23 protein-coding genes are annotated in these 22,952 nt (G+C 55.2%); 13 read left to right on the top strand and 10 right to left on the bottom strand.

The genetic code is table 11. From position 1 onward, the window contains the following. Window positions 1-2 precede the first annotated feature (2 nt). Window positions 3-1,460, top strand: coding sequence for an NADH-quinone oxidoreductase subunit NuoN (gene nuoN, locus ACLD4K_RS05120; RefSeq protein ID WP_000156669.1), 1,458 nt, complete (start codon window positions 3-5; stop codon window positions 1,458-1,460). 140 nt (window positions 1,461-1,600) lie between these two features. Here the strand turns inward: nuoN and ACLD4K_RS05115 are convergent, their stop codons facing one another. Beyond that, entirely contained in the window at window positions 1,601-2,605 is a 1,005-nt protein-coding gene (locus ACLD4K_RS05115; RefSeq protein WP_411010749.1) for a chemotaxis protein, read from the bottom strand. Window positions 2,606-2,670: 65 nt separating this feature from the next. After that, complete coding sequence (rbn, locus tag ACLD4K_RS05110) at window positions 2,671-3,588, bottom strand: ribonuclease BN (protein ID WP_411011487.1); 918 nt, start codon at window positions 3,586-3,588, stop codon at window positions 2,671-2,673. Window positions 3,589-3,648: 60 nt separating this feature from the next. Here rbn and ACLD4K_RS05105 point away from each other — a divergent pair, with 60 nt between their 5' ends. The 9 genes from ACLD4K_RS05105 (at window position 3,649) to pmrD (ending at window position 11,931) form a co-directional block, all read left to right on the top strand. Then, on the top strand, window positions 3,649-4,110 hold the full coding sequence (locus ACLD4K_RS05105; protein WP_411010747.1) for a GNAT family N-acetyltransferase: 462 nt from the start codon (window positions 3,649-3,651) through the stop codon (window positions 4,108-4,110). A gap of 54 nt (window positions 4,111-4,164) precedes the next feature. Continuing rightward, window positions 4,165-4,470: a stress response protein ElaB gene (gene elaB, locus ACLD4K_RS05100; protein WP_001519663.1), complete on the top strand. Its 306-nt coding sequence runs from the start codon at window positions 4,165-4,167 to the stop codon at window positions 4,468-4,470. A 101-nt stretch (window positions 4,471-4,571) separates the two neighbouring features. Next, complete coding sequence (gene menF, locus ACLD4K_RS05095; protein ID WP_079962710.1) at window positions 4,572-5,867, top strand: isochorismate synthase MenF; 1,296 nt, start codon at window positions 4,572-4,574, stop codon at window positions 5,865-5,867. Between the two features lie 85 nt (window positions 5,868-5,952). After that, window positions 5,953-7,623, top strand: a complete 1,671-nt coding sequence (menD, locus tag ACLD4K_RS05090; protein WP_411011486.1) for a 2-succinyl-5-enolpyruvyl-6-hydroxy-3-cyclohexene-1-carboxylic-acid synthase — start codon at window positions 5,953-5,955, stop codon at window positions 7,621-7,623. Next, a complete protein-coding gene (menH, locus tag ACLD4K_RS05085; protein WP_219557941.1) occupies window positions 7,620-8,378 on the top strand; it encodes a 2-succinyl-6-hydroxy-2,4-cyclohexadiene-1-carboxylate synthase in 759 nt (252 codons plus the stop codon). Before menD ends, menH begins: the two co-directional genes overlap by 4 nt. A gap of 14 nt (window positions 8,379-8,392) precedes the next feature. After that, window positions 8,393-9,250: a 1,4-dihydroxy-2-naphthoyl-CoA synthase gene (gene menB, locus ACLD4K_RS05080; RefSeq protein WP_000640013.1), complete on the top strand. Its 858-nt coding sequence runs from the start codon at window positions 8,393-8,395 to the stop codon at window positions 9,248-9,250. Continuing rightward, entirely contained in the window at window positions 9,250-10,212 is a 963-nt protein-coding gene (menC, locus tag ACLD4K_RS05075) for an o-succinylbenzoate synthase (RefSeq protein WP_411011485.1), read from the top strand. The genes menB and menC overlap by 1 nt, the downstream gene beginning before the upstream one ends. Next, complete coding sequence (gene menE / locus ACLD4K_RS05070; protein WP_411011484.1) at window positions 10,209-11,576, top strand: o-succinylbenzoate--CoA ligase; 1,368 nt, start codon at window positions 10,209-10,211, stop codon at window positions 11,574-11,576. The genes menC and menE overlap by 4 nt, the downstream gene beginning before the upstream one ends. 97 nt (window positions 11,577-11,673) lie before the next feature. Next, window positions 11,674-11,931 (top strand): signal transduction protein PmrD, encoded by a 258-nt coding sequence (gene pmrD, locus ACLD4K_RS05065; RefSeq protein ID WP_000455132.1) that lies wholly within the window; start codon window positions 11,674-11,676, stop codon window positions 11,929-11,931. On the opposite strand, the gene arnF is transcribed toward pmrD, so the two are convergent. Genes arnF through arnB form a run of 7 tightly spaced genes read right to left on the bottom strand, consistent with a single transcriptional unit; the run spans window position 11,926 to window position 19,278 of the window. Then, window positions 11,926-12,303, bottom strand: a complete 378-nt coding sequence (gene arnF, locus ACLD4K_RS05060) for a 4-amino-4-deoxy-L-arabinose-phosphoundecaprenol flippase subunit ArnF (RefSeq protein WP_000538692.1) — start codon at window positions 12,301-12,303, stop codon at window positions 11,926-11,928. The genes pmrD and arnF overlap by 6 nt on opposite strands. Further along, complete coding sequence (arnE, locus tag ACLD4K_RS05055) at window positions 12,303-12,638, bottom strand: 4-amino-4-deoxy-L-arabinose-phosphoundecaprenol flippase subunit ArnE (RefSeq protein WP_411011483.1); 336 nt, start codon at window positions 12,636-12,638, stop codon at window positions 12,303-12,305. Before arnE ends, arnF begins: the two co-directional genes overlap by 1 nt. Continuing rightward, window positions 12,635-14,281 carry a lipid IV(A) 4-amino-4-deoxy-L-arabinosyltransferase gene (gene arnT / locus ACLD4K_RS05050; RefSeq protein WP_023202373.1) on the bottom strand — a complete coding sequence of 549 codons (1,647 nt, stop codon included), beginning with the start codon at window positions 14,279-14,281 and terminating at the stop codon, window positions 12,635-12,637. The genes arnE and arnT overlap by 4 nt, the downstream gene beginning before the upstream one ends. Beyond that, window positions 14,278-15,177 (bottom strand): 4-deoxy-4-formamido-L-arabinose-phosphoundecaprenol deformylase, encoded by a 900-nt coding sequence (gene arnD, locus ACLD4K_RS05045; protein ID WP_000169766.1) that lies wholly within the window; start codon window positions 15,175-15,177, stop codon window positions 14,278-14,280. Before arnD ends, arnT begins: the two co-directional genes overlap by 4 nt. Beyond that, entirely contained in the window at window positions 15,174-17,156 is a 1,983-nt protein-coding gene (gene arnA / locus ACLD4K_RS05040) for a bifunctional UDP-4-amino-4-deoxy-L-arabinose formyltransferase/UDP-glucuronic acid oxidase ArnA (RefSeq protein ID WP_023240315.1), read from the bottom strand. Before arnA ends, arnD begins: the two co-directional genes overlap by 4 nt. Next, window positions 17,153-18,136, bottom strand: a complete 984-nt coding sequence (arnC, locus tag ACLD4K_RS05035) for an undecaprenyl-phosphate 4-deoxy-4-formamido-L-arabinose transferase (protein ID WP_411011482.1) — start codon at window positions 18,134-18,136, stop codon at window positions 17,153-17,155. Before arnC ends, arnA begins: the two co-directional genes overlap by 4 nt. 2 nt (window positions 18,137-18,138) lie before the next feature. After that, window positions 18,139-19,278 carry a UDP-4-amino-4-deoxy-L-arabinose aminotransferase gene (gene arnB, locus ACLD4K_RS05030; RefSeq protein ID WP_411011513.1) on the bottom strand — a complete coding sequence of 380 codons (1,140 nt, stop codon included), beginning with the start codon at window positions 19,276-19,278 and terminating at the stop codon, window positions 18,139-18,141. Between the two features lie 285 nt (window positions 19,279-19,563). Here arnB and pmrG point away from each other — a divergent pair, with 285 nt between their 5' ends. Continuing rightward, window positions 19,564-20,169 carry a lipopolysaccharide core heptose(II)-phosphate phosphatase PmrG gene (pmrG, locus tag ACLD4K_RS05025; RefSeq protein WP_411011481.1) on the top strand — a complete coding sequence of 202 codons (606 nt, stop codon included), beginning with the start codon at window positions 19,564-19,566 and terminating at the stop codon, window positions 20,167-20,169. A 44-nt stretch (window positions 20,170-20,213) separates the two neighbouring features. Here pmrG and nudI read toward each other — a convergent pair whose 3' ends face one another. Continuing rightward, window positions 20,214-20,639 (bottom strand): nucleoside triphosphatase NudI, encoded by a 426-nt coding sequence (gene nudI / locus ACLD4K_RS05020; RefSeq protein ID WP_001249902.1) that lies wholly within the window; start codon window positions 20,637-20,639, stop codon window positions 20,214-20,216. A 278-nt stretch (window positions 20,640-20,917) separates the two neighbouring features. On the opposite strand from nudI, the gene ACLD4K_RS05015 reads away from it, so the two are divergent. Together ACLD4K_RS05015 and ACLD4K_RS05010 are read left to right on the top strand one after the other, a co-directional pair. Next, window positions 20,918-21,460: a YfaZ family protein gene (locus tag ACLD4K_RS05015; protein ID WP_001670658.1), complete on the top strand. Its 543-nt coding sequence runs from the start codon at window positions 20,918-20,920 to the stop codon at window positions 21,458-21,460. A 114-nt stretch (window positions 21,461-21,574) separates the two neighbouring features. Continuing rightward, on the top strand, window positions 21,575-22,813 hold the full coding sequence (locus tag ACLD4K_RS05010; protein WP_411011480.1) for a nicotinamide mononucleotide deamidase-related protein YfaY: 1,239 nt from the start codon (window positions 21,575-21,577) through the stop codon (window positions 22,811-22,813). Window positions 22,814-22,952: the final 139 nt, after the last annotated feature.

Genomic DNA, 22,952 nt, shown 5'->3' with positions numbered 1-22,952 from the left:
CCATGACAATAACTCCACAACACCTGATTGCGCTGCTACCGCTGCTGATCGTCGGCTTGACGGTGGTGGTTGTGATGCTCTCCATTGCGTGGCGACGCAATCACTTCCTCAATGCCACGCTGTCGGTCATTGGGCTTAACGCTGCTCTGGTTTCGCTTTGGTTTGTCGGCCAGGCCGGGGCAATGGACGTCACGCCGCTGATGCGCGTTGACGGCTTTGCGATGCTCTACACCGGGCTGGTGCTGCTGGCGAGCCTCGCCACCTGCACCTTTGCCTACCCGTGGCTGGAAGGCTATAACGATAACCAGGAAGAGTTCTACCTGCTGGTGTTAATCGCCAGCCTGGGCGGAATTCTGCTGGCGAACGCCAACCACCTGGCGGCGCTGTTCCTCGGTATTGAACTGATCTCGCTGCCGCTGTTCGGCCTGATTGGTTATGCTTTCCGCCAGAAACGCTCGCTGGAAGCCAGTATCAAATACACCATCCTCTCCGCCGCCGCCTCGTCTTTCCTGCTGTTCGGGATGGCGCTGGTCTATGCGCAGTCCGGCAACCTGTCTTTCGAAGCGCTCGGTAAGAGCCTCGGCGATGGTATGCTGCACGAGCCGTTGCTGCTGGCGGGCTTTGGCCTGATGATTGTTGGTCTGGGCTTTAAACTCTCTCTGGTGCCGTTCCACCTGTGGACGCCAGACGTTTACCAGGGCGCGCCTGCGCCGGTTTCCACCTTCCTGGCGACGGCGAGCAAAATTGCTATCTTCGGCGTGGTGATGCGTCTGTTCCTCTATGCGCCGGTAGGCGACAGCGAAGCGGTACGCGTGGTGCTGGGCATTATCGCCTTTGCCTCTATCATCTTCGGTAACCTGATGGCGCTGAGCCAGACCAACATCAAACGTCTGCTCGGTTACTCTTCTATCTCTCACCTCGGCTATCTGCTGGTGGCGCTGATTGCCCTGCAGAGCGGCGAGATGTCGATGGAAGCGGTTGGCGTTTACCTGGCCGGTTATCTGTTCAGCAGCCTCGGCGCGTTTGGCGTGGTCAGCCTGATGTCCAGCCCGTTCCGCGGCCCGGATGCGGATTCTCTGTACTCTTACCGTGGTCTGTTCTGGCACCGTCCGGTTCTTGCCGCGGTGATGACGGTGATGATGCTGTCGCTGGCAGGTATCCCGATGACGCTGGGCTTTATCGGCAAATTCTACGTGCTGGCGGTCGGCGTTCAGGCCAGCCTGTGGTGGCTGGTCGCCGCCGTGGTGGTGGGTTCCGCGATTGGTTTGTACTACTACCTGCGTGTTGCGGTGAGTCTCTACCTGCACGCGCCGCAGCAACCGGGACGCGATGCGCCGACAAACTGGCAGTACAGCGCAGGCGGTATCGTGGTGCTGATCTCCGCGTTGCTGGTGTTGGTACTGGGCGTCTGGCCGCAGCCGCTGATTAGCCTTGTACAGTTAGCGACGCCGTTGATGTAAGCAATAAGTAAAAACGAAAAACCCGCTTCACGAAGCGGGTTTTTTATTACCTGATGTAATGCGTTGAAATAACTATGGATTGTAGGCCGGATAAGGCGCTTGCGCCGCCATCCGGCAGGTAAGGTCTCAGCGACCGGAATTTAACTTAGCAACTGCCGGCTTACCAACGGGCCGCTGATGTTTTGCGCCGCGCGCTCCATCACTTCCTGTATCACTGAAGAGAGTTCATTGATTTCAAACTTGGCGACGTAGCCGTCGGCCTTCACCTTACGCACATGATCTTCGTTGGCGCTGCCGGAAAGGGAAGAGTGAATAACGACCGGGATCTTTTTCAGCCGTTCATCGGTTTTAATTTTACGTGTTAACGTAAAGCCATCCATCTCCGGCATCTCAAGATCTGTCAGGACCAGCGCGATTTTCTCGCTAATTGGCTTACCTTCGGCCTCCGCTTCCTGCGCCAGTTGCTGGATTCTCTCCCATGCATCCTTGCCGGTTACATGCATCTGGTGCGGAATTCCCATCGCGTTCAGCCCTTTTTCCAGCATCGCGCGGGCGACTTTGGAGTCTTCCGCCACAATGGCTACCGCGCCAGGGGTAATATAAAATTTATTGGTCTTCAGATTGGTGGCGCGCAGATCGTGGCTGGAGGGGACAATATCATAAAGGATCTGTTCGACATCAAGCACCAGCGCCAGATTATTGGTTTCTTTGTCCTCGTCCAGGCAGGCAATACTGGTAATATAACGTCCGTTGACGGCTTTCTCGGCGGTATGTACCTGCTTCCAGTCAAGACGCATAATATTTTCCACCGACTCGACGGCAAATGCCTGTACGCTGCGCGCATATTCGGTGATCAGCAAAATATTCAGCCCGGTTTCCGGCTTGCAGCCCGCTACCGCTGGCAAATCAATCACCGGAATGACCTGATCCCGAATATTGACCATGCCCAATAGCGGCGCTTTCATGCCTGCCGGGCGCGTAAAGGCGGGCATTGGTACGATTTCGCGCAGCTTAAATACATTGATGCCGAACAGCTCTGACTTCTGTTCATGCAGCGATGTACCAAGACGGAATAACAGCAGTTCAAAACGGTTGGACAGGGTTAAATTGGCCCTGTCATCAATATCTTTCTGAAAATTGTCCATCCTCACCTCATTATGAAAGCCTGCCTTTTTTAGTGTTATCGGCAATGAGGACAAAAAATGGAGCGCTAAACCGGGAAAATAGAAAAATCGTAAGCCAGTTCCGTCGCCGGGAAAATAGCGCGGCATTCCGCCAGTAAGCGCTGACAGCCTTTATCGTCATAGCGTGAGCTAATATGGGTCATGATCAGCCGACCGACGGCAGCTTCCCGCGCCAGCGTCGCGGTTTGACGGGTGGAGCTGTGTCCGCGAGCGTTGGCTTTCTCCTCCATTGACGTATCCAGCGTGGTTTCATGGACCATCACATCCACACCTTGCGCCAGCGCGAGGGCGGCCTCGCAGGGCGCGGTATCGCCGAAAATCGCCACTGATTTCCCAGCCACGGCGGGAGCAAGGTAGTCGGCGCCATTGATCTGCCTTCCATCGGCAAGCGTGACGGTTTTTCCTGCCTTCAACGCCTGAAACAGCGGGCCGGGCGTAACGCCTGCGGCTTTTAACGCCCTGGCATTCAGCGCGCCAGGCTTGTCATGTTCAACAACGCGATATCCGTAGCACTCCAGTGGATGCTCCAGCCTGAACGCGGTCACTTTACGCAGACCATCGTCAAGAATATCGCCTGCGCTAATTTCTTCAATTTGCAACGGAAAATCGGTCCATGAACCGCTAAGGCGCAGTGTGGTTGCAATAAACTCACGCACGCCTTGAGGTCCGTATACGGTTAGCGGATGGGGATTCCCCGCCATCGACCGGCTGCATAGCAGACCCGGCAGGCCAAACAGATGATCTCCGTGAAGATGGCTGATAAAAATGCGCTCAAGCTTACCGGGATGAAACGCGGTATTAAGCATTTGATGCTGTGTCCCTTCGCCGCAATCAAAAAGCCATACTCCCGGCTGCGTTGGATGTTGCAGATGTAATAAAATTGCCGTTACATTGCGTGAGCGCGTGGGAACGCCTGCGGACGTACCTAAAAAAATTAATTCCATCTTGTCCATACACGTTTGGTTATCGTTTAACCCAAGATTACCACAACACAGGAGCGCATCATGATTGACTGGCAGGATCTCCACCATAGCGAACTTACCGTTCCTCAACTTTACGCGTTACTCAAATTGCGCTGCGCGGTCTTTGTGGTAGAACAGCGCTGTCCTTACCTGGATGTGGATGGCGATGATTTAGTCGGTGACAATCGGCATATTCTGGGCTGGCATCAGGATGAGCTGGTGGCGTATGCGAGGATTCTGAAAAGCGATAACGAATCAGACCCGGTTGTCATTGGCCGGGTGATCGTCAGCAATGCCTGGCGAGGGGCGAAACTGGGCCAGCAATTAATGGCGAAAACGCTGGAATCTTGTGGGCGGCACTGGCCGGATAAGCCGCTATATCTGGGGGCGCAGGCGCATCTGCAATCTTTTTATGCGCAGTTCGGTTTTATTCCCGTCACCGATGTTTATGATGAAGACGGCATTCCGCACCGGGGAATGGCGCGGGAGGTTCATCAGGCATAAACCGAAACCGTTGACTATAGTTAGGAGCAGGTGTTAACACAACGGAGAATGAGAATGTCATATCAATTTGGTGAATCACGTGTTGATGATGATCTGACTTTGCTCAGCGAAACGCTGGAAGAGATTTTACGTTCCTCAGGCGATCCCGCCGATCAAAAATACATTGAGCTGAAAGCCCGCGCGGAACAAGCGCTGGAAGAGGTGAAAAACCGCGTAAGCCATGCGTCGGATAGCTATTATTACCGGGCAAAGCAGGCCGTTTATAAAGCGGATGACTACGTTCATGAAAAACCCTGGCAGGGTATTGGCGTAGGCGCGGCGGTAGGACTGGTACTTGGACTGCTGTTGGCGCGGCGCTAAATCCCTCCCACTGAACAGAATTGCAACCCTCCCTAAATGAGGTACTGCTTTTTTAGGGCAGTACCCCGTATAATGTGGGGTTTTTAACAGGGAGGGTCCGCGTGCATTCTATTACTACTGCGCTGGAAAATCTGACGCGTCAGCTATCGCAAGAGATACCGGCGACGCCAGGGCTTTGCGTTTTCGATGCGCCTTTCCCTTTAAACGATGCCTTCGATGCATTGAGCTGGCTGGCCAGCCAGTCATCCTTTCCGCAATTCTACTGGCAACAGCGCAATGGCGACGAAGAAGCTGCCGTTCTCGGGGCAATCACCGTCTTTTCATCGCTCGATCTGGCGCAACGGTTTTTACGTCAGCACGCGCAGCCTGACCTGCGTATTTGGGGTCTGAATGCGTTCGAGCCGAAAGAGGGCTACTTATTGCTGCCGAGGCTGGAGTGGCGACGTAGCGGGGGTACGGCGACCTTACGCTTACATCTGCACAGTGACGTTTCGCTACGCGATGATGCGCGCCAGGCGAAAGCGTTTCTTGCTTCTCTGGTCGGTATTAAGCCTGTTCCGGCGCTGCGCCTTTCGCTCACGAGCGAGCAGCACTGGCCGGACAAAGACGGTTGGGTGAAGTTGATTCAGCAGGCCACCCACACCATTGCGCAAGAGGCGTTTGATAAAGTTGTGCTGGCGCGGGCCACCGACTTAAAATTCTCCCGTTCGGTCAATGCCGCCGCGATGATGGCGTCCAGTCGTCGTTTAAATCTCAACTGCTACCACTTTTTTATGGCCTTTTCCGCCGATACCGCCTTTCTGGGATCATCGCCGGAGCGGCTCTGGCGGCGGCGTGAAACGGCGCTACGTACCGAAGCGCTGGCCGGGACGGTGGCGAACCATCCGGATAACCATAAAGCCTGGCAGCTTGGCGAATGGTTAATGAAAGACGATAAAAACCAGCGAGAAAATATGCTGGTTGTCGAAGACATCTGCCAGCGACTGCAAAATTGCACCCACTCGCTGGATGTGCTGCCGCCGCAGGTGCTCAGACTGCGCAAGGTACAGCATTTGCGCCGCTGTATCTGGACGGCGCTTAATCAGGCGGACGACACGCTCTGCCTGCACCAGTTACAGCCTACCGCGGCGGTCGCCGGGATCCCTCGTGAACCCGCGCGTTGTTTTATAGAACAACATGAGCCGTTCGAACGTGAATGGTATGCCGGGTCGGCAGGCTATCTCTCCACGCGGCAAAGTGAGTTTTGCGTGACATTACGTTCAGCCAAAGTGACGGCCAATGTGGTGCGATTGTATGCCGGCGCGGGAATCGTCCGCGGCTCCGATCCGGAACAGGAATGGCAGGAAATAGATAATAAAGCGGCCGGGTTACGTACCTTATTGCAGATGGATGTGTAATGAGTCACATATTCCCGACCCATATCAATAATCCATTTTTGCGGCTCTTTATACTTAGTCCCAATGATTGATACCGGACAAACTCATGTCAGTAAGTGCATTTAACCGGCGCTGGGCGGCGGTCATCCTGGAAGCCTTAACCCGTCATGGCGTCAGGCATGTTTGTATCGCCCCTGGCTCCCGTTCCACGCCGCTCACGTTGGCGGCGGCAGAGAATCCTGCTTTTATTCACCATACGCACTTTGATGAGCGTGGGCTTGGTCATCTGGCGTTAGGGCTGGCGAAAGTCAGCCAACAGCCGGTTGCCGTTATTGTCACTTCAGGTACCGCCGTGGCGAACCTTTATCCGGCGCTGATTGAGGCGGGTCTGACGGGCGAGAAGCTCATTTTACTTACCGCCGATCGCCCGCCGGAGCTGATTGACTGCGGCGCCAACCAGGCGATCCGTCAGGCGGGGATGTTTGCCTCACACCCCTCCCAAACGCTGTCGTTGCCGCGTCCCACGCAGGATATTCCGGCGCGCTGGCTGGTGTCGACCATCGACAATGCGCTCGCCATGCTTCATGCGGGCGCGCTGCACATTAACTGTCCTTTTGCCGAACCGCTGTATGGCGATATGAATGACACCGGTCTGGTCTGGCTGCAGCGTCTCGGCGACTGGTGGCAGGATGAAAAACCCTGGCTGCGCGAAGCGCGTCGACTGGAAAGCGACAAACAGCGCGACTGGTTCTTCTGGCGACAAAAACGCGGCGTCGTCGTCGCCGGGCGTATGAGCGCGGAAGAAGGCAAAAAAGTGGCGCAGTGGGCGCAAACTCTGGGATGGCCATTAATTGGCGACGTATTGTCGCAAACCGGGCAGCCGCTGCCGTGCGCCGACCTGTGGCTCGGCAACGCCAAAGCGGTGACCGAACTGCAGCAGGCGCAGATTGTCGTCCAGCTTGGCAGTAGCCTTACCGGAAAACGCTTACTGCAATGGCAGGCAACCTGCGAGCCGGAAGAGTACTGGGTAATCGACAATATTGAAGGTCGTCTGGACCCGGCGCACCATCGTGGACGCAGACTGGTAGCGAAAATCGCCGACTGGCTGGAACTGCATCCGGCGGAAAAACGTAAACCGTGGTGTGTAAAGATCCCGCGTCTGGCGGAACTGGCGTGGCAACGGGTGGTTGCGCAGCGAGACACCTTTGGCGAAGCGCAGCTGGCGCACCGTATCCGCGACTATCTGCCGGAGCAGGGGCAATTGTTCGTGGGCAATAGTCTGGTGGTACGTCTGATCGACGCGCTGTCACAGTTGCCGGCCGGCTATCCGGTATACAGCAATCGCGGGGCAAGCGGCATTGACGGCCTGCTTTCCACGGCGGCGGGCGTGCAGCGCGCCAGCGCCAAATCGACGCTGGCTATCGTCGGCGATTTATCCGCGCTGTACGATCTTAACGCGCTGGCATTACTACGTCAGGTATCCGCGCCGTTTGTGTTGATTGTGGTCAACAATAACGGCGGGCAGATCTTTTCCCTGCTGCCGACGCCGCAAAGCAAACGTGAGCGCTTTTATTTGATGCCGCAAAACGTCCATTTTGACCATGCGGCCGCCATGTTTAACCTGCGCTATCATCGCCCGGAAAACTGGGAAGAACTGGAGTCTGCGCTGGCTGGCGCGTGGCGAACCCCGGCGACGACGGTGATTGAGCTGGTGGTAAACGATACGGACGGCGCGCAGACGTTGCAGCAACTTTTGGCTCAGGTAAGCCATCTATGATGTTGCACGCGCAGCACATGCCCGGACAGCCTGGGGCGCCCTCGCTGGTTTTCCTGCACGGTTTTTCTGGCGATTGCCGTGAATGGCAGCCGGTTGGCGAACAGTTTCACGGCTGTTCGCGGCTCTATATTGACTTACCGGGACATGGCGGATCTGCGGCTATTCCGGTCGGCGGATTTGCCGATGTCATCAGATTACTGCGCGCTACGTTAATTAGTTACAACATACTAAAGTTTTGGTTGGTGGGATACTCTCTTGGCGGCCGGGTGGCGATGATGGCAGCCTGCCAGGGAATACCAGGCCTGTGCGGCCTGGTGGTCGAAGGCGGTCATCCGGGGCTGCAAAATGAACAGGCGCGCGCTGAAAGACGATTGTCCGACGGGCGCTGGGCAGAGCGTTTTCGTCGTGAACCCCTGACTGAGGTTTTTCACGACTGGTATCAGCAGCCGGTGTTCGCCTCGCTGACGGCGCAGCAAAGGCAGGCGCTGACGGTGCTGCGTAGCCAGAATAACGGCGAAACGCTGGCTGCGATGCTGGAGGCGACATCGCTTGCCGCCCAGCCGGATTTACGCGAGGCGCTCAACGCGCTGGCATTTCCGTTTTATTATTTATGTGGCGAACGCGACAGCAAATTCCGCGCCCTGGCGCAGGAAGTGGCGGCGACATGCCATGTTATTCGTAACGCCGGACACAACGCGCATCGGGAAAACCCCGCTGGCGTGGTAGACAGTCTGGCTCAGATTCTGCGTCTCTGACTAAAGGACACACTATGATCTATCCTGATGAAACAATGCTTTACGCACCGGTAGAATGGCACGACTGCTCGGAGGGTTACACCGACATTCGTTATGAAAAATCCACCGACGGTATTGCAAAAATCACCATTAATCGTCCGCAGGTGCGCAATGCATTTCGTCCGTTGACCGTCAAAGAGATGATTCAGGCGCTGGCGGATGCCCGTTACGACGACAACGTGGGCGTGATTATTCTGACCGGCGAAGGCGATAAAGCATTTTGCGCGGGCGGCGACCAGAAGGTGCGCGGCGATTACGGCGGTTATCAGGATGACTCCGGCGTGCATCACCTGAACGTGCTGGATTTCCAGCGCCAGATTCGCACCTGTCCAAAACCGGTTGTCGCGATGGTCGCGGGTTACTCCATCGGCGGTGGTCATGTGCTGCACATGATGTGCGACCTGACCATCGCGGCGGAAAACGCCATCTTCGGCCAGACCGGTCCGAAAGTCGGCTCCTTTGACGGCGGCTGGGGCGCTTCGTATATGGCGCGTATCGTTGGTCAGAAGAAAGCGCGTGAAATCTGGTTCCTGTGCCGCCAGTACGATGCGCAACAGGCGCTGGACATGGGGCTGGTTAACACCGTTGTTCCGCTGGCGGATCTGGAAAAAGAGACCGTGCGCTGGTGCCGCGAAATGTTGCAAAACAGTCCGATGGCGCTGCGTTGCCTGAAAGCCGCGCTGAATGCCGATTGTGACGGTCAGGCCGGGCTGCAGGAGCTGGCGGGCAACGCTACCATGCTGTTCTACATGACGGAAGAAGGGCAGGAAGGCCGTAACGCCTTTAACCAGAAGCGTCAGCCTGACTTCAGCAAATTCAAACGGAACCCATAATGCGTAGCGCGCAGGTATACCGCTGGCAGATCCCCATGGACGCGGGGGTGGTTCTGCGCGACAGGCGGTTAAAAACTCGCGACGGGCTGTATGTTTGTCTGCGTGACGGCGAGCGTGAAGGGTGGGGAGAGATCTCCCCGCTGCCGGGCTTCAGTCAGGAAACGTGGGAAGAGGCGCAGACGGCGCTACTAACATGGGTGAACGACTGGCTTCTGGGGAGCGAGGGATTACCGGAGATGCCTTCGGTCGCGTTTGGCGCAAGCTGCGCGCTGGCGGAACTGACTGGCGTCTTGCCGGAGGCGGCGGACTATCGCGCTGCGCCGTTATGCACTGGCGATCCTGACGATTTGGTGCTACGGCTTGCCGATATGCCCGGCGAGAAAATCGCTAAGGTCAAAGTGGGTCTCTATGAAGCGGTACGTGACGGCATGGTGGTTAATTTGCTGCTGGAGGCGATCCCGGATCTGCATCTGCGTCTGGATGCAAATCGCGCCTGGACGCCGCTAAAAGCCCAACAGTTCGCAAAGTATGTTAATCCAGACTACCGCGCTCGTATCGCCTTTCTCGAAGAACCGTGTAAGACGCGGGATGATTCCCGCGCCTTTGCCCGTGAAACCGGCATCGCGATTGCCTGGGACGAAAGTCTGCGCGAAGCGGATTTCACCTTTGAAGCCGAAGAGGGCGTCAAGGCTGTGGTTATCAAACCTACGCTGACCGGATCGCTTGATAAAGTGCGTGAGCACGTCGCGGCCGCCCATGCGTTGGGACTGACGGCGGTCATCAGCTCTTCGATCGAGTCCAGCCTCGGCCTGACGCAACTGGCGCGGATTGCCGCCTGGTTGACGCCGGGAACGCTGCCTGGACTGGATACCTTGCATCTGATGCAGGCGCAACAGGTTCGCCCCTGGCCCGGTAGCGCGTCGCCTTGTCTGAAGCGTGATGAGCTGGAACGACTGTTATGACATTCACGGACTGGCCGTGGCGCCACTGGCGTCAGGTTCGCAGTCAGGCGCCCGCTCTGCGCCTGAACGATGAAGTGCTAAGCTGGCGCGCCCTCTGTGAGCGTATTGATGCGCTGGCGGATGGGTTTGCCGCGCAGGGCGTACGGGAGGGCGACGGTGTCCTGCTGCGCGCCGGGAATCAGCCGCGCACTCTGTTGGCATGGCTTGCGCTGATGCAGTGCGGCGCGCGGGTTCTGCCCGTCAACCCGCAGTTGCCCCAGACGTTGCTGGAGGCGCTGTTACCGGAGTTAACGCTGCGTTTTGCGCTGACACTGGAAGGCGAAAACGTATTTTCCGGGTTAACCGCGTTGCAGATACAAAAGAGCACAGCGGCGTATGCCGTGGCCTGGCAACCGCAGCGTCTGGTTTCTATGACGCTGACATCGGGTTCCACAGGATTGCCAAAAGCGGCTGTACATACGTGCCAGGCGCATCTTGCCAGCGCGCAGGGGGTGCTTTCGCTAATGCCGTTTGGCCCTCAGGATGACTGGCTGCTATCGCTGCCGCTGTTTCATGTATCCGGGCAGGGTATTATGTGGCGTTGGCTCTTCGCCGGGGCGCGCATGACGGTACGCGATAAGCAACCGCTGGAGCAGATGCTGGCAGGGTGTACTCATGCTTCGCTGGTGCCGACGCAGCTATGGCGGCTGCTGGCGAATCGGGCGGCGGTGACGCTGAAAGCCGTTTTGCTCGGCGGCGCGGTGATTCCGGTTGAACTCACCGACCAGGCCAGCAAACAAGGGATTCGCTGCTGGTGCGGGTATGGGCTCACGGAGTTCGCGTCTACGGTATGCGCCAAAGAGGCCGATGGTTCGGATGATGTGGGCGCGCCGCTTCCCTGCAGAGAGATCAGAATCGTCGATAATGAAGTCTGGCTGCGCGCCGCCAGTATGGCGGAAGGTTACTGGCGTGATGGCAAACTGATCCCGCTGGTTAATGACGAGGGTTGGTTTGCCACGCGCGATCGCGGCGAGCTGAACCACGGCAGGCTAACCATCGCCGGGCGGCTGGACAACCTGTTCTTTAGCGGCGGCGAAGGCATTCAGCCGGAGGAAGTCGAACGCGTTATTAACGCGCATCCGCTGGTGCAACAAGCCTTCGTCGTGCCGGTAGAAGATAAAGAGTTTGGTCATCGTCCCGTTGCGGTTGTGGAGTATGCATCGCAGGCCGGAGACGTGAACCTCGCTGAATGGGTTCGCGATAAGCTGGCGCGTTTTCAGCAGCCGGTTCGCTGGTTGACGTTGCCTTCAGAACTGAAAAACGGAGGGATTAAAATATCTCGCCGTGCGCTCCAGCAGTGGGTGTGTGAGAACTGTAAAAATTAATGTTAGGTTAATATACAACCATTCCATCGCTATTGCCGTTTTGTTTATCCGTTGATGTGTAACGTGTTATGAACAATAAGCGTGAAACGGGGGCGCTATGGAATGGTTGGTTAAGAAATCGCATTATGTCAAAAAGAGGGCGTGCCATGTTCTGGTGCTGTGCGATAGCGGCGGTTCGCTAAAAATGATCGCCGAGGCGAATTCCATGATATTACTGAGTCCCGGCGATATCCTGTCGCCTTTACAGGATGCGCAGTATTGTATTAATCGGGAAAAACACCAGACCTTAAAAATCGTTGATGCACGCTGTTATTCCTGCGACGAATGGCAGCGGTTGACGCGCAAGCCTTCATGATCTGGCGGGCAGAAAAATCAGCATTACCCCCGCCATAATACACAATACGCCGAGCATCGCTTTCAGGCTGAAAGCGCCTTGCAAACCGGGTAACAGCATTGAGGCTACCCAGACAAGCACATAGCTGAGACTCAGCAGCGCATAGGCTTTGCTGAGCGCGAGCGTGTGTAATGTCTTATGCCAGCAGAAGACGGAAACCAGATACCCCGCCAAACCGGCGAATAGCGCCAGGGTCGCGGCATTAAATGCGCCCAGTCCGGAAATAAACGCCAGCGGATGCGCTATCGATGGCAGCCGCATCATGGCGAATCCTAAACTCAACTGGGCGAGGGAGGCAATCGCAACGCTTATCAGTCCCCACATTACGCCCATTATGCCGCACTCCCCAGAATGATAATGCCGCTGATAATCAATGCGACGCCCAACCAGTGGCGGGGCGGAACCTGTTCATGCCAGATTTTCCATGCCGCTAACGTGATCCAGACAAAATTCAGACTCAACATCGGGTAAGCAATTCCCACCGGCAGGGTTTGTAGCACCAGCAGCCACAGCACCATCGCTGCACCCATGCATACCAGCGCCAGGCCCAGCCATAGCATCAGGTGGCGGCGGCGTCCGCCTGTCGTCAATGGCCGTGTCGCTTGCTTCTGGCAGAGCTGACCGCCAACGCTGAGCAGACTGGCAAGCACCAGAACGACGCCGATCATTTAGGCCGATACTGAATTAACACCAGACGCCCCTGATAATCAATATTGTCCGCAGGGGGAAGGGAAAGAGCGCTGATGTCTTCATCTTTGGCTATTGAAAGTACTAGCGTAATAATGCCCTCCTGACGATGCTGGTTGAGCCAGGCGTTAAAATCGTCGGCTTTAACGAATTTATCCTGCACATCAGGATAGCTAAGACCATACCTGAGTTCGCCCGCGTGTCCGTAGAGCATAATATCGTCTCGTTTCAGACTCCAGGCCAGCCCGGCGGCGACGCCGACGTTGTCGGCAAGAATATAGCGGCTTGATGCCAAAGGCGCCTGGGTCATTTCGACAAAAAACTGTGGCTGTTTGGACTCCATCACCCTGTCGGGGATGGAAAAGCCGAACAGCAGCGCCAGTCCCAGCGGACAAAACGCGGGTAATAGGTATTTTTGGCTATGACAGAGGCTATACCAGCCCACAAACGCCCAAACAGTAAAGACGCCCCAGACGCAAAACACTTTATAGGTTTCGATATGTGTCCACACCGGCGATTTCAGCGGGCCCCATGAGGAGACGACAAACGCCGCGACGATCCCGACTAACCCGAACACCAGGTTGATCCCGCCGTTGACACGTAGCGCGGCGACGCCTTCTTTTACGTTATGCAGGACAAAGCGCGCCATGAGTATCGCTATTGGTGCGAAACAGGAAAGAACATAGGTGGGCAGTTTCCCTTTCGCAATGCTGAAAAAGAGAAGCGGCATGATCGTCCATCCGAGCAAATAGAATGCGCCGTTTCGCTCGCGCCAGCCCAGTTTAAGCGCGCCAGGCAGTAACCCCAGCCACGGTAAACTTCCCGCGAGCAGTACCGGCAGATAGTACCAGAAAGGGGCTTTATGCTGGGCATCGCTCATGGCGAATCGCTGGATATGCTCCACCCAGAAAAAGTAATGCCAGAAATCGGCTTCGCGTCGCGCAATGGCGATCGCCCAGGGAAGGACAACCACAAAGCAGCTCAAGACCGCCAGCCAGCCGTATAGCAAAAAGTCCTTCCAGCGTTTCTGGACAATGACCCACGGCAGCACGCTCACTACCGGTACGGCCAGGGCGAGGAAGCCTTTAGTTAATACACCCAGACCGCAGGTTGCGCCCAGTAGCAAAAACATCCCAATCTTGCCCGTTCGGGTCGTGGCCTGCATCCCCTGCCAGAAACAACACATCCCGGCCGTAAGCCAAAGCGCGATCATCGGGTCGAGTACCGCATACGTCCCGATACTGTAAACGGCAAAGAGGGAGAGAAAGATAACGGAGGCGAGCAACGCGGTACGTTTATCCCGCCATAAGCGGAACGTCAGCCACGCCACCAGCGCTGCGGCCAGCAATGTCGTTAAAATAGCGCCAGCCCGCACGCCAAAATTGGTAGCGCCAAAAAGCCACTGACCCAGACTGTTTATCCAGTAACCGGCTATCGGTTTTTCAAAATAACGTAATCCCAGAAAATGCGGCACGATCCAGTCGCCAGACGCCAGCATCTCCCGACTTATTTCGGCATAGCGCGTTTCATCCGGCTGCCAGAGCAGACGGCTATTGACAGGAATAACATAGTAGAGCGCGATAAACGCGGCGAAAGCCAGATAATAGCGTATCGATTTCATCATGAGGCGCTCGCGGCCTGTTGACACCCCAGCCAACCTTCACGGCCAGGGATGTGTCCACGTACAATTTGCCCCAACGGCAGAGACTCAGGCGATGTCGGCAGCAGTTCGCCCAGAGGACAAAAGGTGATCCCCGCGTCGCGTGCACGAACGAGCAAATCTTCAAACAGCGGCTGATGGACAATACCTTCGACTTCCGCGTGGATGGTATATACCGGCGTGCCTTTGTCCTGCAACATACGGGAGATAATCCAGGTATTGAACGACTGCGCCTGAACGGCGGGGCCGATAACCTCATCCCACGTGGGTAAGGTAACGGGGATTTGCGGCGTCCCTGTCTGGCCCGGCATCAGTAGCGGACGGAATAAGGTGGTTCCACGGCAATCGCTGTTATACCGCAGGTTGAACGGCTCTTTCGCACGAACAACGCGCCCATCCGCTCGCCAGCCGGCCGCGGCTGAGCAGGTGACGGGTTTTCCGATAATGGCCTCAAGCGCCGTTATGCCGCGCGCAATATCTTCTTCAAGCTGGCGGATACTCCAGTGGCCGCTGTGAGTCTGCCACGCATGGTGATCCCAGGCATGTAGTCCCGTCTCATGGTATGTTGCCGTTTCACGAATGATCCCGGCATTGGCGTTGCCGATATTTTTTCCCGGCCAGGCGGTACCGGCCAGCAGGATATCCCAGCCGTAGAGCGAAGCGGCGTTTGAACGTAGCATTTTCCATAAAAATCGCGGTCTTATCAGACGCCAAAGATGACGTCCCATATTGTCCGGCCCGACGCTGAAGAAAAAGCTGGCCTGAACGCCGTGGCGATGCAATGTCGCCAGCAGCCGGGGAACACCTTCACGCGTTCCTCGCAAGGTATCAACATCAATGCGTAAACCGACTTTCGTCATGATGCGCGTTCCGCGATATCTACGCTGCGCAAAAAGAAGTCCAGCGTTTCTTCAACCGTATCCCGCATCGCAATAGACGGTTCCCAGCCCAGACAGCGCCTGGCATTGTCGATACTGGGTTTCCGGTGTGCGACATCCTGATAACCCTTGCCGTAATAACTACGGCTTTCGACGACCTGGAAACCGGCAAACGGTGGGAAATGGCAGCGCAGCGGATGCTTATCAAAACTGTCGAGCAACAGCGTCGCCAGTTCCTGAATACTGGCTTCGTTGTCAGGGTTGCCGATATTAATGATTTTGCCATCGCACCGATCGCCATCATTCACAATAATGCGGAATAAGGCTTCGATCCCGTCACGAATATCGGTGAAACAGCGCTTCTGCTGACCGCCGTCGATAAGCTTGATCGGCGTCCCTTCTACCAGGTTCAGAATCAACTGCGTTATCGCGCGTGAACTGCCGATACGCGCCGCGTTCAGGCTATCCAGCCGCGGCCCCATCCAGTTAAAGGGACGGAAAAGCGTGAAGCGCAATCCCTCTTTTTCGCCATAAGCCCAAATCACCCGGTCGAGAAGCTGTTTGGAAACGGAGTAAATCCAGCGTGGCTTATTCACCGGCCCGACGATCAGATTCGATTTGTCCTCGTCAAAAGAGGCGTCCGTACACATGCCGTACACTTCAGAGGTAGAGGGGAAAACCACGCGTTTACGGTATTTCACGCAATAACGGATAATCCGCAGATTTTCTTCAAAATCAAGTTCAAAGACGCGCAGCGGGTTGCGGGTGTATTCAATCGGGGTAGCAATTGCTACCAGCGGCAGTACGACATCGCATTTTTTGACATGATATTCGATCCATTCTGAGTGGATGCTGATATCTCCCTCCACGAAATGAAAGCGAGGGTGGAGCAGGAATCGGCTAATGGCGTTGCTGCCGATATCCATACCGTAGACCTCGTAATTCTCTTCATTCAGTAACCGTTCGGTCAAATGATTGCCGATAAAACCGTTGACGCCGAGGATGAGAACGCGAATGCGACGTTTACCGCTGGTCGCTGGTGGACGGTTCAAACGCGCGCCCGCCACCAGACCAAGCGTTTGTGCAAGCTGCGAGCCCTGTACAGTAATACCGTCTCCGGCCTGGCCGGTAATAATCTCCAGCGCGCCATCGGCGCAGGCGACCCGCAGCGGAGAGACCGAAATTACCGAGCCGGGAAGCGCGCCCTGCGCATCCGGACAAATTCGGGAAGACCAGATAGTGAATTTTTGCGAGCCGTTATAGCTGAACGCGCCGGGCCAGGGGGCGGCTACCGCCCGCACCAGGTTATGCACCGTGGAGACCGGTTTGTGCCAGTCGATAAGGCCATCTTCCGGCCTGCGGCGACCATAATACGTAGCGTCAGACTCACGCTGGGGAACAGAAGGTATATCGCCGCATTTCATGGTGGGCAGGATGCTATTAAGCAACTGGCGCGCGGCCTGACATAGCTTATGATGCAAGGTAAGCGCAACATCGTCCTGCGCAATAGCGACGCGTTGACTGGCGACAATCTCTCCGGCGTCGGCACGTTTGACCATACGATGCAGCGTTACGCCCGTTTCGCTTTCGCCGTTAACCAGAACCCAGTTTAGCGGCGCACGGCCACGATAGGCAGGTAATAGAGAACCGTGCAGATTGAATGCGCCAGCCGGGGCGAGGTGCAGAATTTCTTCGCTTAACAGGTTGCGGTAATAGAACGAAAAAATAATATCCGGCGCAAGCTCAGCGATGCGGTCGACCCAGATAGGATGATTTACGTTATCCGGCGCATAAACCGGAATCCCTAATCCTGCCGCCAGCCGGGAGACGGAGCCAAAAAAGGTGTTTTCCGCAGGATTGTCGGCATGAGTGAAAATCGCGGCAATCTCATACCCGGCATCCAGTACGGCCTGCACGCCCTGACATCCCATATCGTGATAGGCAAAAATAACGGCTTTCATTGGTGACTTTCCTCAGTAAACGGCGTGCTTTCCGGGTAGATAACTTGTTGAACAAAATAGCGGGGGCGGGCGCGGACATCGTTATAAATGCGACCGATGTATTCGCCCAGCAGTCCCATACCGATGAATTGCGCGCCGATGAAGGTAAACAGAACGGCAAAGAGCATAAATACGCCTTCCGCCGCCCACTGCGGCCCCAGCGCCAGGCGAAGTACAATAAGCAATACCGACAGGCTAAACCCGCCGATGGCGATAACGCTGCCCAGCAGACTCAACAGGCGCAGCGGCGTCGTCGTCAGGCAGGTCACCAGGTCATACATCAGGTTAATGAGACGCATAAAACTGTATTTAGAGTCGCCAAATTCACGTTCAGCGTGATGTACCGGGATCTCGGTAGCCCGACGAGCGAAAATGTTGGCCAGAATAGGGATAAAGGTGCTGCGTTCATGGCAGCGCAACATAGTATCGATAATAGGGCGGCGATAGGCGCGTAACATGCAGCCGTAATCGCCCATCGCTTTGCCCGTTGTGCGCTGGATCAGTAGATTAATGATTTTTGACGCCGATTTGCGAAACAGGCTGTCCTGTCGGTTCTGGCGCACGGTGCCTACCACATCGAACCCTTCATCGGCTTTCGCCACCAGGCGCGGGATCTCTTCCGGCGGGTTTTGCAGATCGGCATCCAGCGTAATGATAAGATCGCCGCTTACATGGCTAAACCCCGCCATAATCGCTGCATGTTGACCGTAGTTACGGTTGAGTAAAATAGAGATGATATGGCTACCGACCTCCTGGGACGCCTTAACCATCAGCTCCGCCGAGCTATCGTTGCTACCATCATCTATCAATAAAATCTCCCACGCTTTGCCCAGACTCTCGCAGGCGGCGGTGGTGCGTCTTATCAATTCCGGCAGGCTTTCCTGTTCGTTATAGACAGGAATAACTACCGAGACTTTTTTTATGGGGGCGGCGTCAAACATGCTTATTGTCCTGCTATCTGATGAAGGGCGGTAATGACCCGATCAAAGTCACTCTCGGTCATGTCCGGAAAGAGCGGCAGTGAGCAGATCCGCTCGCTGTTCCACTCGGTGTCAGGCAGCGTGAGCGTTGGGAAACGTTCGCGATAATATTTTTGCGTATGCGCGGCGCGGAAATGCAGCCCTGTGCCGATGCCTTTCGTTTTCAGCGATGCCATCAGAGCATCCCGGGTAATACCGCAGCGGGCTTCATCGACCCGGATAATGAATAAATGCCAGGCGTGAATATGCTCCCACGACGGAAGGCTCAGAGGCTGAAAAGGCAGGTCTGCCATTGCCTGGTGGTACTGCGCTGCGATGGCGGCGCGGCGAGCGTTAAGCGCATCCAGTTTCTGTAACTGAGCAAGCGCGATAGCGGCGTTGAGGTCGGGCAAATTATATTTGTAGCCCGGCGCCAGGACTTCCGCTTGTGGCGCGCGTCCACCGCTCTGTCGATCCCAGGCATCAACGCCAAGCCCGTGAAACTTGAGACTGCGCAGTTTATCGGCGAATTGCGGGTTATCCGTGACAACGATACCGCCTTCAGCGCAGGTAATGTTCTTAATGGCGTGGAAGGAGAAAATCGCGGTGCCCCGGGCGCCAATGTGGCGACCTTTGTAGCTGGTTCCTGTCGCGTGCGCCGCGTCTTCAATCACCGGGATGCCATAACGCTCGGCAGGAGCGTAAATAGCGTCCAGATCGGCGGGCGCGCCAGCGTAGTGGACGGGAATAATTGCTTTGGTTTGTGGCGTAATCGCGGCTTCGATATGTTCAGGCGTGACCATCAGCGTATCGCGATCGACATCGACCATGACGGGGGTCGCGCCGAGTAAAACGATTATATTTAGCGTAGAAACCCACGTCATTGACGGTGTAATGACCTCGTCGCCTTCACCAATGCCCAGCGCCATCAACGCGATGTGCATACCGGCAGTGGCTGAACTGACGGCAACGGCATATTGATTGCCTGTTAGCCGACAAAACTCCGCTTCCAGTTCCTGATTTTTCGGGCCGGTTGTTATCCAACCTGAGTCCAGTACGGTCTTAACGGCAGCGAGCTCTTCCGCGCCCATCGCCGGACGAGAGAAAGGCAAAAAGTCCGACATCATTTTTCCTTCAGCCATTGAACGCCGCTTTTCAAATATTTCGGCAATAGAAAAGGGCTTATTTTTTAACGCATTTAGCTGAACCCTACTGGATGAATATTAAATTAACATTAAGAAATTAAGGTGAAGTAAAAATATAATTTTTAATGGAATTATGCTTTGCTTTCGCCGAAAGTTTAAGGCACTTTATGCCTGTCAAAAAGCTGTTTTATGTTTCTGGTCTGGTCTTCCGTCTTTAATCGTATTGCTATTAAGTTAGCTGCACTGTTTGCCTGAGAGGTTAATGTGCTGGCATTTACCCTACGCTTTATTAAAAACAAACGCTATCTCGCGACTCTGGCGGGGGCGTTGGTTATTATCGCCGGGTTGATCTCACAACATGCCTGGAGTGGTAACGGTCTACCGCAGATTAACGGTAAAGCGCTGGCGGCGCTGGCGAAGCAGCATCCGGTAGTCGTGTTATTCCGCCATGCCGAGCGATGCGATCGTTCCGATAATACCTGCCTGTCAGACAGTACGGGGATTACGGTCAACGGTGCGCAAGATGCCAGAGCGCTGGGTAAAGCCTTCAGTGCCGATATACAAAATTACAGTCTCTATTCCAGTAATACGGTGCGTACCATCCAGTCGGCAACCTGGTTTTCCGCAGGCAGGTCGCTTACGGTGGATAAAAAAATGATGGATTGCGGCAGCGGTATTTATGCTTCAATCAATACGTTACTGAAAAAGTCGCAGAATAAAAATATAGTCATTTTTACCCATAATCATTGTTTGACGTATATTGCAAAAAATAAGCGCGGCGTAAAGTTTGATCCGGACTATCTTAATGCGCTCGTTATGCATGCGGAAAACGGAAAACTCTTTTTAGATGGTGAATTTGTTCCCGGCTAGCCGCATGTTAAAAGCGTAAAGACAGCCTGAAGCGGCTGTCGTCATTATAATAACCCTTTCAATGCTAATGTGTGGCGTGTCGCTACATTCAAATCATACAGCGCCAGTTCTTCTGGCTTGACCCAGGCGTAGTCCTGAAATTCGTCGTTAATACATATATCGCGATTAGCGGAAACACAGTCGAAGATGAGATAAATCATATAAATCTCTTCTTGTCTGCCATCAGCGTACGTTTTAACGCGGATATCGTCGCGGAAGGTCCACGGCGTAATATCGCTCAGAATCAGCTGCTCGCCGAGTTCCTCCCGAATCTCCCGACGCAGCGCCTCTTCAATACGTTCGCCTGGCTCGACCCCGCCGCCCGACAGCGCCCACTGACCGGGAAAGACGCCGCGGTTGTCGGCCATTTTGCACAGCAGATAACAGCCATCATTTTGAATTAATGGGCAAACTATAGTTCGTTGACGCATAAGTCGCTTCCTTAAACCACCAGGTCATCAGCTTAACAAATCGTTCTGCGAAATTCTTTGTGAAAAATGGAAGTGATAACGCAGACTGCGTTTTTTGTTAATCCAGTTGATGCAGGCGTCGCCATGTGATGGCGCAATGATGCGGCATGGCGAAAGTAGTATTTCGTTACAATATGTTTTTGGAATGGTTTCTTAGTGCATTGATTCCTCAGCGTCTGGCAGTACAATTCTGCCGTTTTGGGGAGTTTTTCTTTATGTGCTTGCTGGAAAGGGTAAAAATGAAAAAAAGCATATTATTAGGTTTTGCCGGAATGCTGTTCGTTTCTGCATCGGCGCAGGCCATCAGTATTAGCGGCCAGGCGGGCGAAGATTACACCAACATTGGCGTGGGTTTTGGTACGGAATCGACGGGACTGGCGCTAAGCGGCAACTGGATGCACAACGATGATGATGGCGACGCTGCGGGCGTTGGTCTGGGGCTGAACATTCCGGTGGGACCGCTGCTGGCGACGGTCGGCGGTAAAGGTATTTATACCAATCCGAAAGACAGCGATGAAGGCTATGCGGCGGCTGTCGGCGGTGGGCTACAATGGAAAATCGGCAACAGCTTCCGTCTGTTCGGCGAGTATTATTATTCACCAGATTCGCTGTCCAGCGGTATCGACAGTTATGAAGAAGCGAATGCAGGCGCGCGTTTCACCATTATGCGCCCGCTGAGCATTGAAGCCGGTTATCGTTACCTGAACCTGGCGGGTAAAGACGGCAACCGCGATAATGCGATTGCTGACGGCCCTTATGTTGGCGTAAACGCCAGTTTTTGATGCTAACGGCGCGGCAATCGTCGCGCCATATTCCTCCTTTTCCCGTCATTCTTCTTTCCACGTCATATTCGTCTTTGCGTTATAGTGTTTTCATCATAAGAGCAGGAGAACACAATGCTAAATGTGGAAATGCTATCCACCGGGGATGAGGTGTTGCACGGACAAATCGTTGACACCAATGCCGCCTGGCTGGCTGATTTTTTCTTTCATCAGGGCGTTCCGTTATCACGGCGAAATACGGTAGGCGATAATCTGGACAGTCTGGTCGCTATCTTGCGTGAACGCAGTCAACATGCTGATGTTTTGATTGTTAATGGCGGGTTAGGGCCGACCAGCGATGATTTAAGCGCGCTCGCCGCGGCAACGGCAAAAGGCGAAGGATTAGTACTGCACCAGGCGTGGCTGACCGAAATGGAACGTTACTTTCAGCAGCGTGGTCGCGTGATGGCGCCGAGCAACCGTAAACAGGCGGAACTGCCTGCCAGCGCGGAGTTTATTAATAATCCGGTCGGCACTGCCTGTGGATTTGCGCTACAGCTCAACCGCTGCCTGATGTTTTTCACCCCCGGCGTACCGTCGGAATTTAAGATTATGGTGGAGAAGGAAATCTTACCGCGGTTACGCGCGCGTTTTTCGCTGCCGGAGCCGCCGCTTTGCCTGCGGTTAACGACTTTTGGACGTTCAGAAAGTGACCTCGCGCAGCGTCTCGATTCACTGCCGTTGCCGCCCGGCGTGACGATGGGGTATCGCTCATCAATGCCGATCATTGAACTGAAGTTGACCGGCCCGGCGACGCAACGGGAGGCGATGCTGGCGTTATGGCCAGAGGTCAAACGGGTTGCCGGGCAGAACCTGATTTTTGAAGGTACGGAAAATTTGCCGGCGCAAATAGCCCGCTGCCTGCAGGAAAGGCAGTTGAGTCTGACGTTGAGCGAGCAATACACCAGCGGTTTACTGGCGCTACAGCTTTCCCGCGCCGGGGCGCCGGTTCTTGCCAGCGAAGTCGTTCCTTCTCAGGAAGAGACGCTGGCGCAAACGGCGCACTGGACGACAGAACGACGCAGCAATCATTATGCCGGTCTGGCGCTGGCCGTGTCGGGGCTGGAAAACGAACATCTTAATTTCGCGCTGGCGACGCCGGATGGCACGTATGCCTTACGCGTGCGTTTTAGCGCCAATCGGTATAGTCTGGCAATACGTCAGGAGGTCTGCGCGATGATGGCGCTAAATATGCTGCGCCGCTGGCTTAATGGCGAGGTCATTACCAGCGAGCATGGCTGGATAGACGTGGTTGAATCATTGACGGCATATACCCAAAATAATTCGAGTTGCTTAAAGGCGGCAAGGGAGTGAGTCCCCAGGAGCATAGATAACTATGTGACTGGGGTGAACGACAAATCTGCCGGGAGCAGATTTGAACGTCGCGTGCGACGGCCCGTCAGGGCGAGGCCCATGGATGGGCCGAGTAATCCGTAGCCAACACATAAGCGAC

Source organism: Salmonella sp. 741265055_HSA (assembly GCF_046569525.1).
GTDB lineage: Bacteria > Pseudomonadota > Gammaproteobacteria > Enterobacterales > Enterobacteriaceae > Salmonella > Salmonella enterica.
Note: the sequence above shows the minus strand (reverse complement) of the source record. Positions and strands in the feature narration are given on the sequence as shown.

What these genes read in the sequence shown, in the direction of transcription:
- rbn (WP_411011487.1), bottom strand. Translation starts at nt 3,588, where the DNA reads ATGGAATTAATTTTTTTAGGTACGTCCGCAGGCGTTCCCACGCGCTCA.
- menD (WP_411011486.1), top strand. Translation starts at nt 5,953, where the DNA reads ATGTCAGTAAGTGCATTTAACCGGCGCTGGGCGGCGGTCATCCTGGAA.
- nudI (WP_001249902.1), bottom strand. Translation starts at nt 20,639, where the DNA reads ATGCGTCAACGAACTATAGTTTGCCCATTAATTCAAAATGATGGCTGT.
- arnE (WP_411011483.1), bottom strand. Translation starts at nt 12,638, where the DNA reads ATGATCGGCGTCGTTCTGGTGCTTGCCAGTCTGCTCAGCGTTGGCGGT.
- arnF (WP_000538692.1), bottom strand. Translation starts at nt 12,303, where the DNA reads ATGGGCGTAATGTGGGGACTGATAAGCGTTGCGATTGCCTCCCTCGCC.
- arnC (WP_411011482.1), bottom strand. Translation starts at nt 18,136, where the DNA reads ATGTTTGACGCCGCCCCCATAAAAAAAGTCTCGGTAGTTATTCCTGTC.
- arnB (WP_411011513.1), bottom strand. Translation starts at nt 19,278, where the DNA reads ATGTCGGACTTTTTGCCTTTCTCTCGTCCGGCGATGGGCGCGGAAGAG.
- ACLD4K_RS05105 (WP_411010747.1), top strand. Translation starts at nt 3,649, where the DNA reads ATGATTGACTGGCAGGATCTCCACCATAGCGAACTTACCGTTCCTCAA.
- ACLD4K_RS05015 (WP_001670658.1), top strand. Translation starts at nt 20,918, where the DNA reads ATGAAAAAAAGCATATTATTAGGTTTTGCCGGAATGCTGTTCGTTTCT.
- arnD (WP_000169766.1), bottom strand. Translation starts at nt 15,177, where the DNA reads ATGACGAAAGTCGGTTTACGCATTGATGTTGATACCTTGCGAGGAACG.
- ACLD4K_RS05010 (WP_411011480.1), top strand. Translation starts at nt 21,575, where the DNA reads ATGCTAAATGTGGAAATGCTATCCACCGGGGATGAGGTGTTGCACGGA.
- menB (WP_000640013.1), top strand. Translation starts at nt 8,393, where the DNA reads ATGATCTATCCTGATGAAACAATGCTTTACGCACCGGTAGAATGGCAC.
- menE (WP_411011484.1), top strand. Translation starts at nt 10,209, where the DNA reads ATGACATTCACGGACTGGCCGTGGCGCCACTGGCGTCAGGTTCGCAGT.
- pmrD (WP_000455132.1), top strand. Translation starts at nt 11,674, where the DNA reads ATGGAATGGTTGGTTAAGAAATCGCATTATGTCAAAAAGAGGGCGTGC.
- nuoN (WP_000156669.1), top strand. Translation starts at nt 3, where the DNA reads ATGACAATAACTCCACAACACCTGATTGCGCTGCTACCGCTGCTGATC.
- ACLD4K_RS05115 (WP_411010749.1), bottom strand. Translation starts at nt 2,605, where the DNA reads ATGGACAATTTTCAGAAAGATATTGATGACAGGGCCAATTTAACCCTG.
- menC (WP_411011485.1), top strand. Translation starts at nt 9,250, where the DNA reads ATGCGTAGCGCGCAGGTATACCGCTGGCAGATCCCCATGGACGCGGGG.
- menH (WP_219557941.1), top strand. Translation starts at nt 7,620, where the DNA reads ATGATGTTGCACGCGCAGCACATGCCCGGACAGCCTGGGGCGCCCTCG.
- elaB (WP_001519663.1), top strand. Translation starts at nt 4,165, where the DNA reads ATGTCATATCAATTTGGTGAATCACGTGTTGATGATGATCTGACTTTG.
- arnA (WP_023240315.1), bottom strand. Translation starts at nt 17,156, where the DNA reads ATGAAAGCCGTTATTTTTGCCTATCACGATATGGGATGTCAGGGCGTG.
- arnT (WP_023202373.1), bottom strand. Translation starts at nt 14,281, where the DNA reads ATGATGAAATCGATACGCTATTATCTGGCTTTCGCCGCGTTTATCGCG.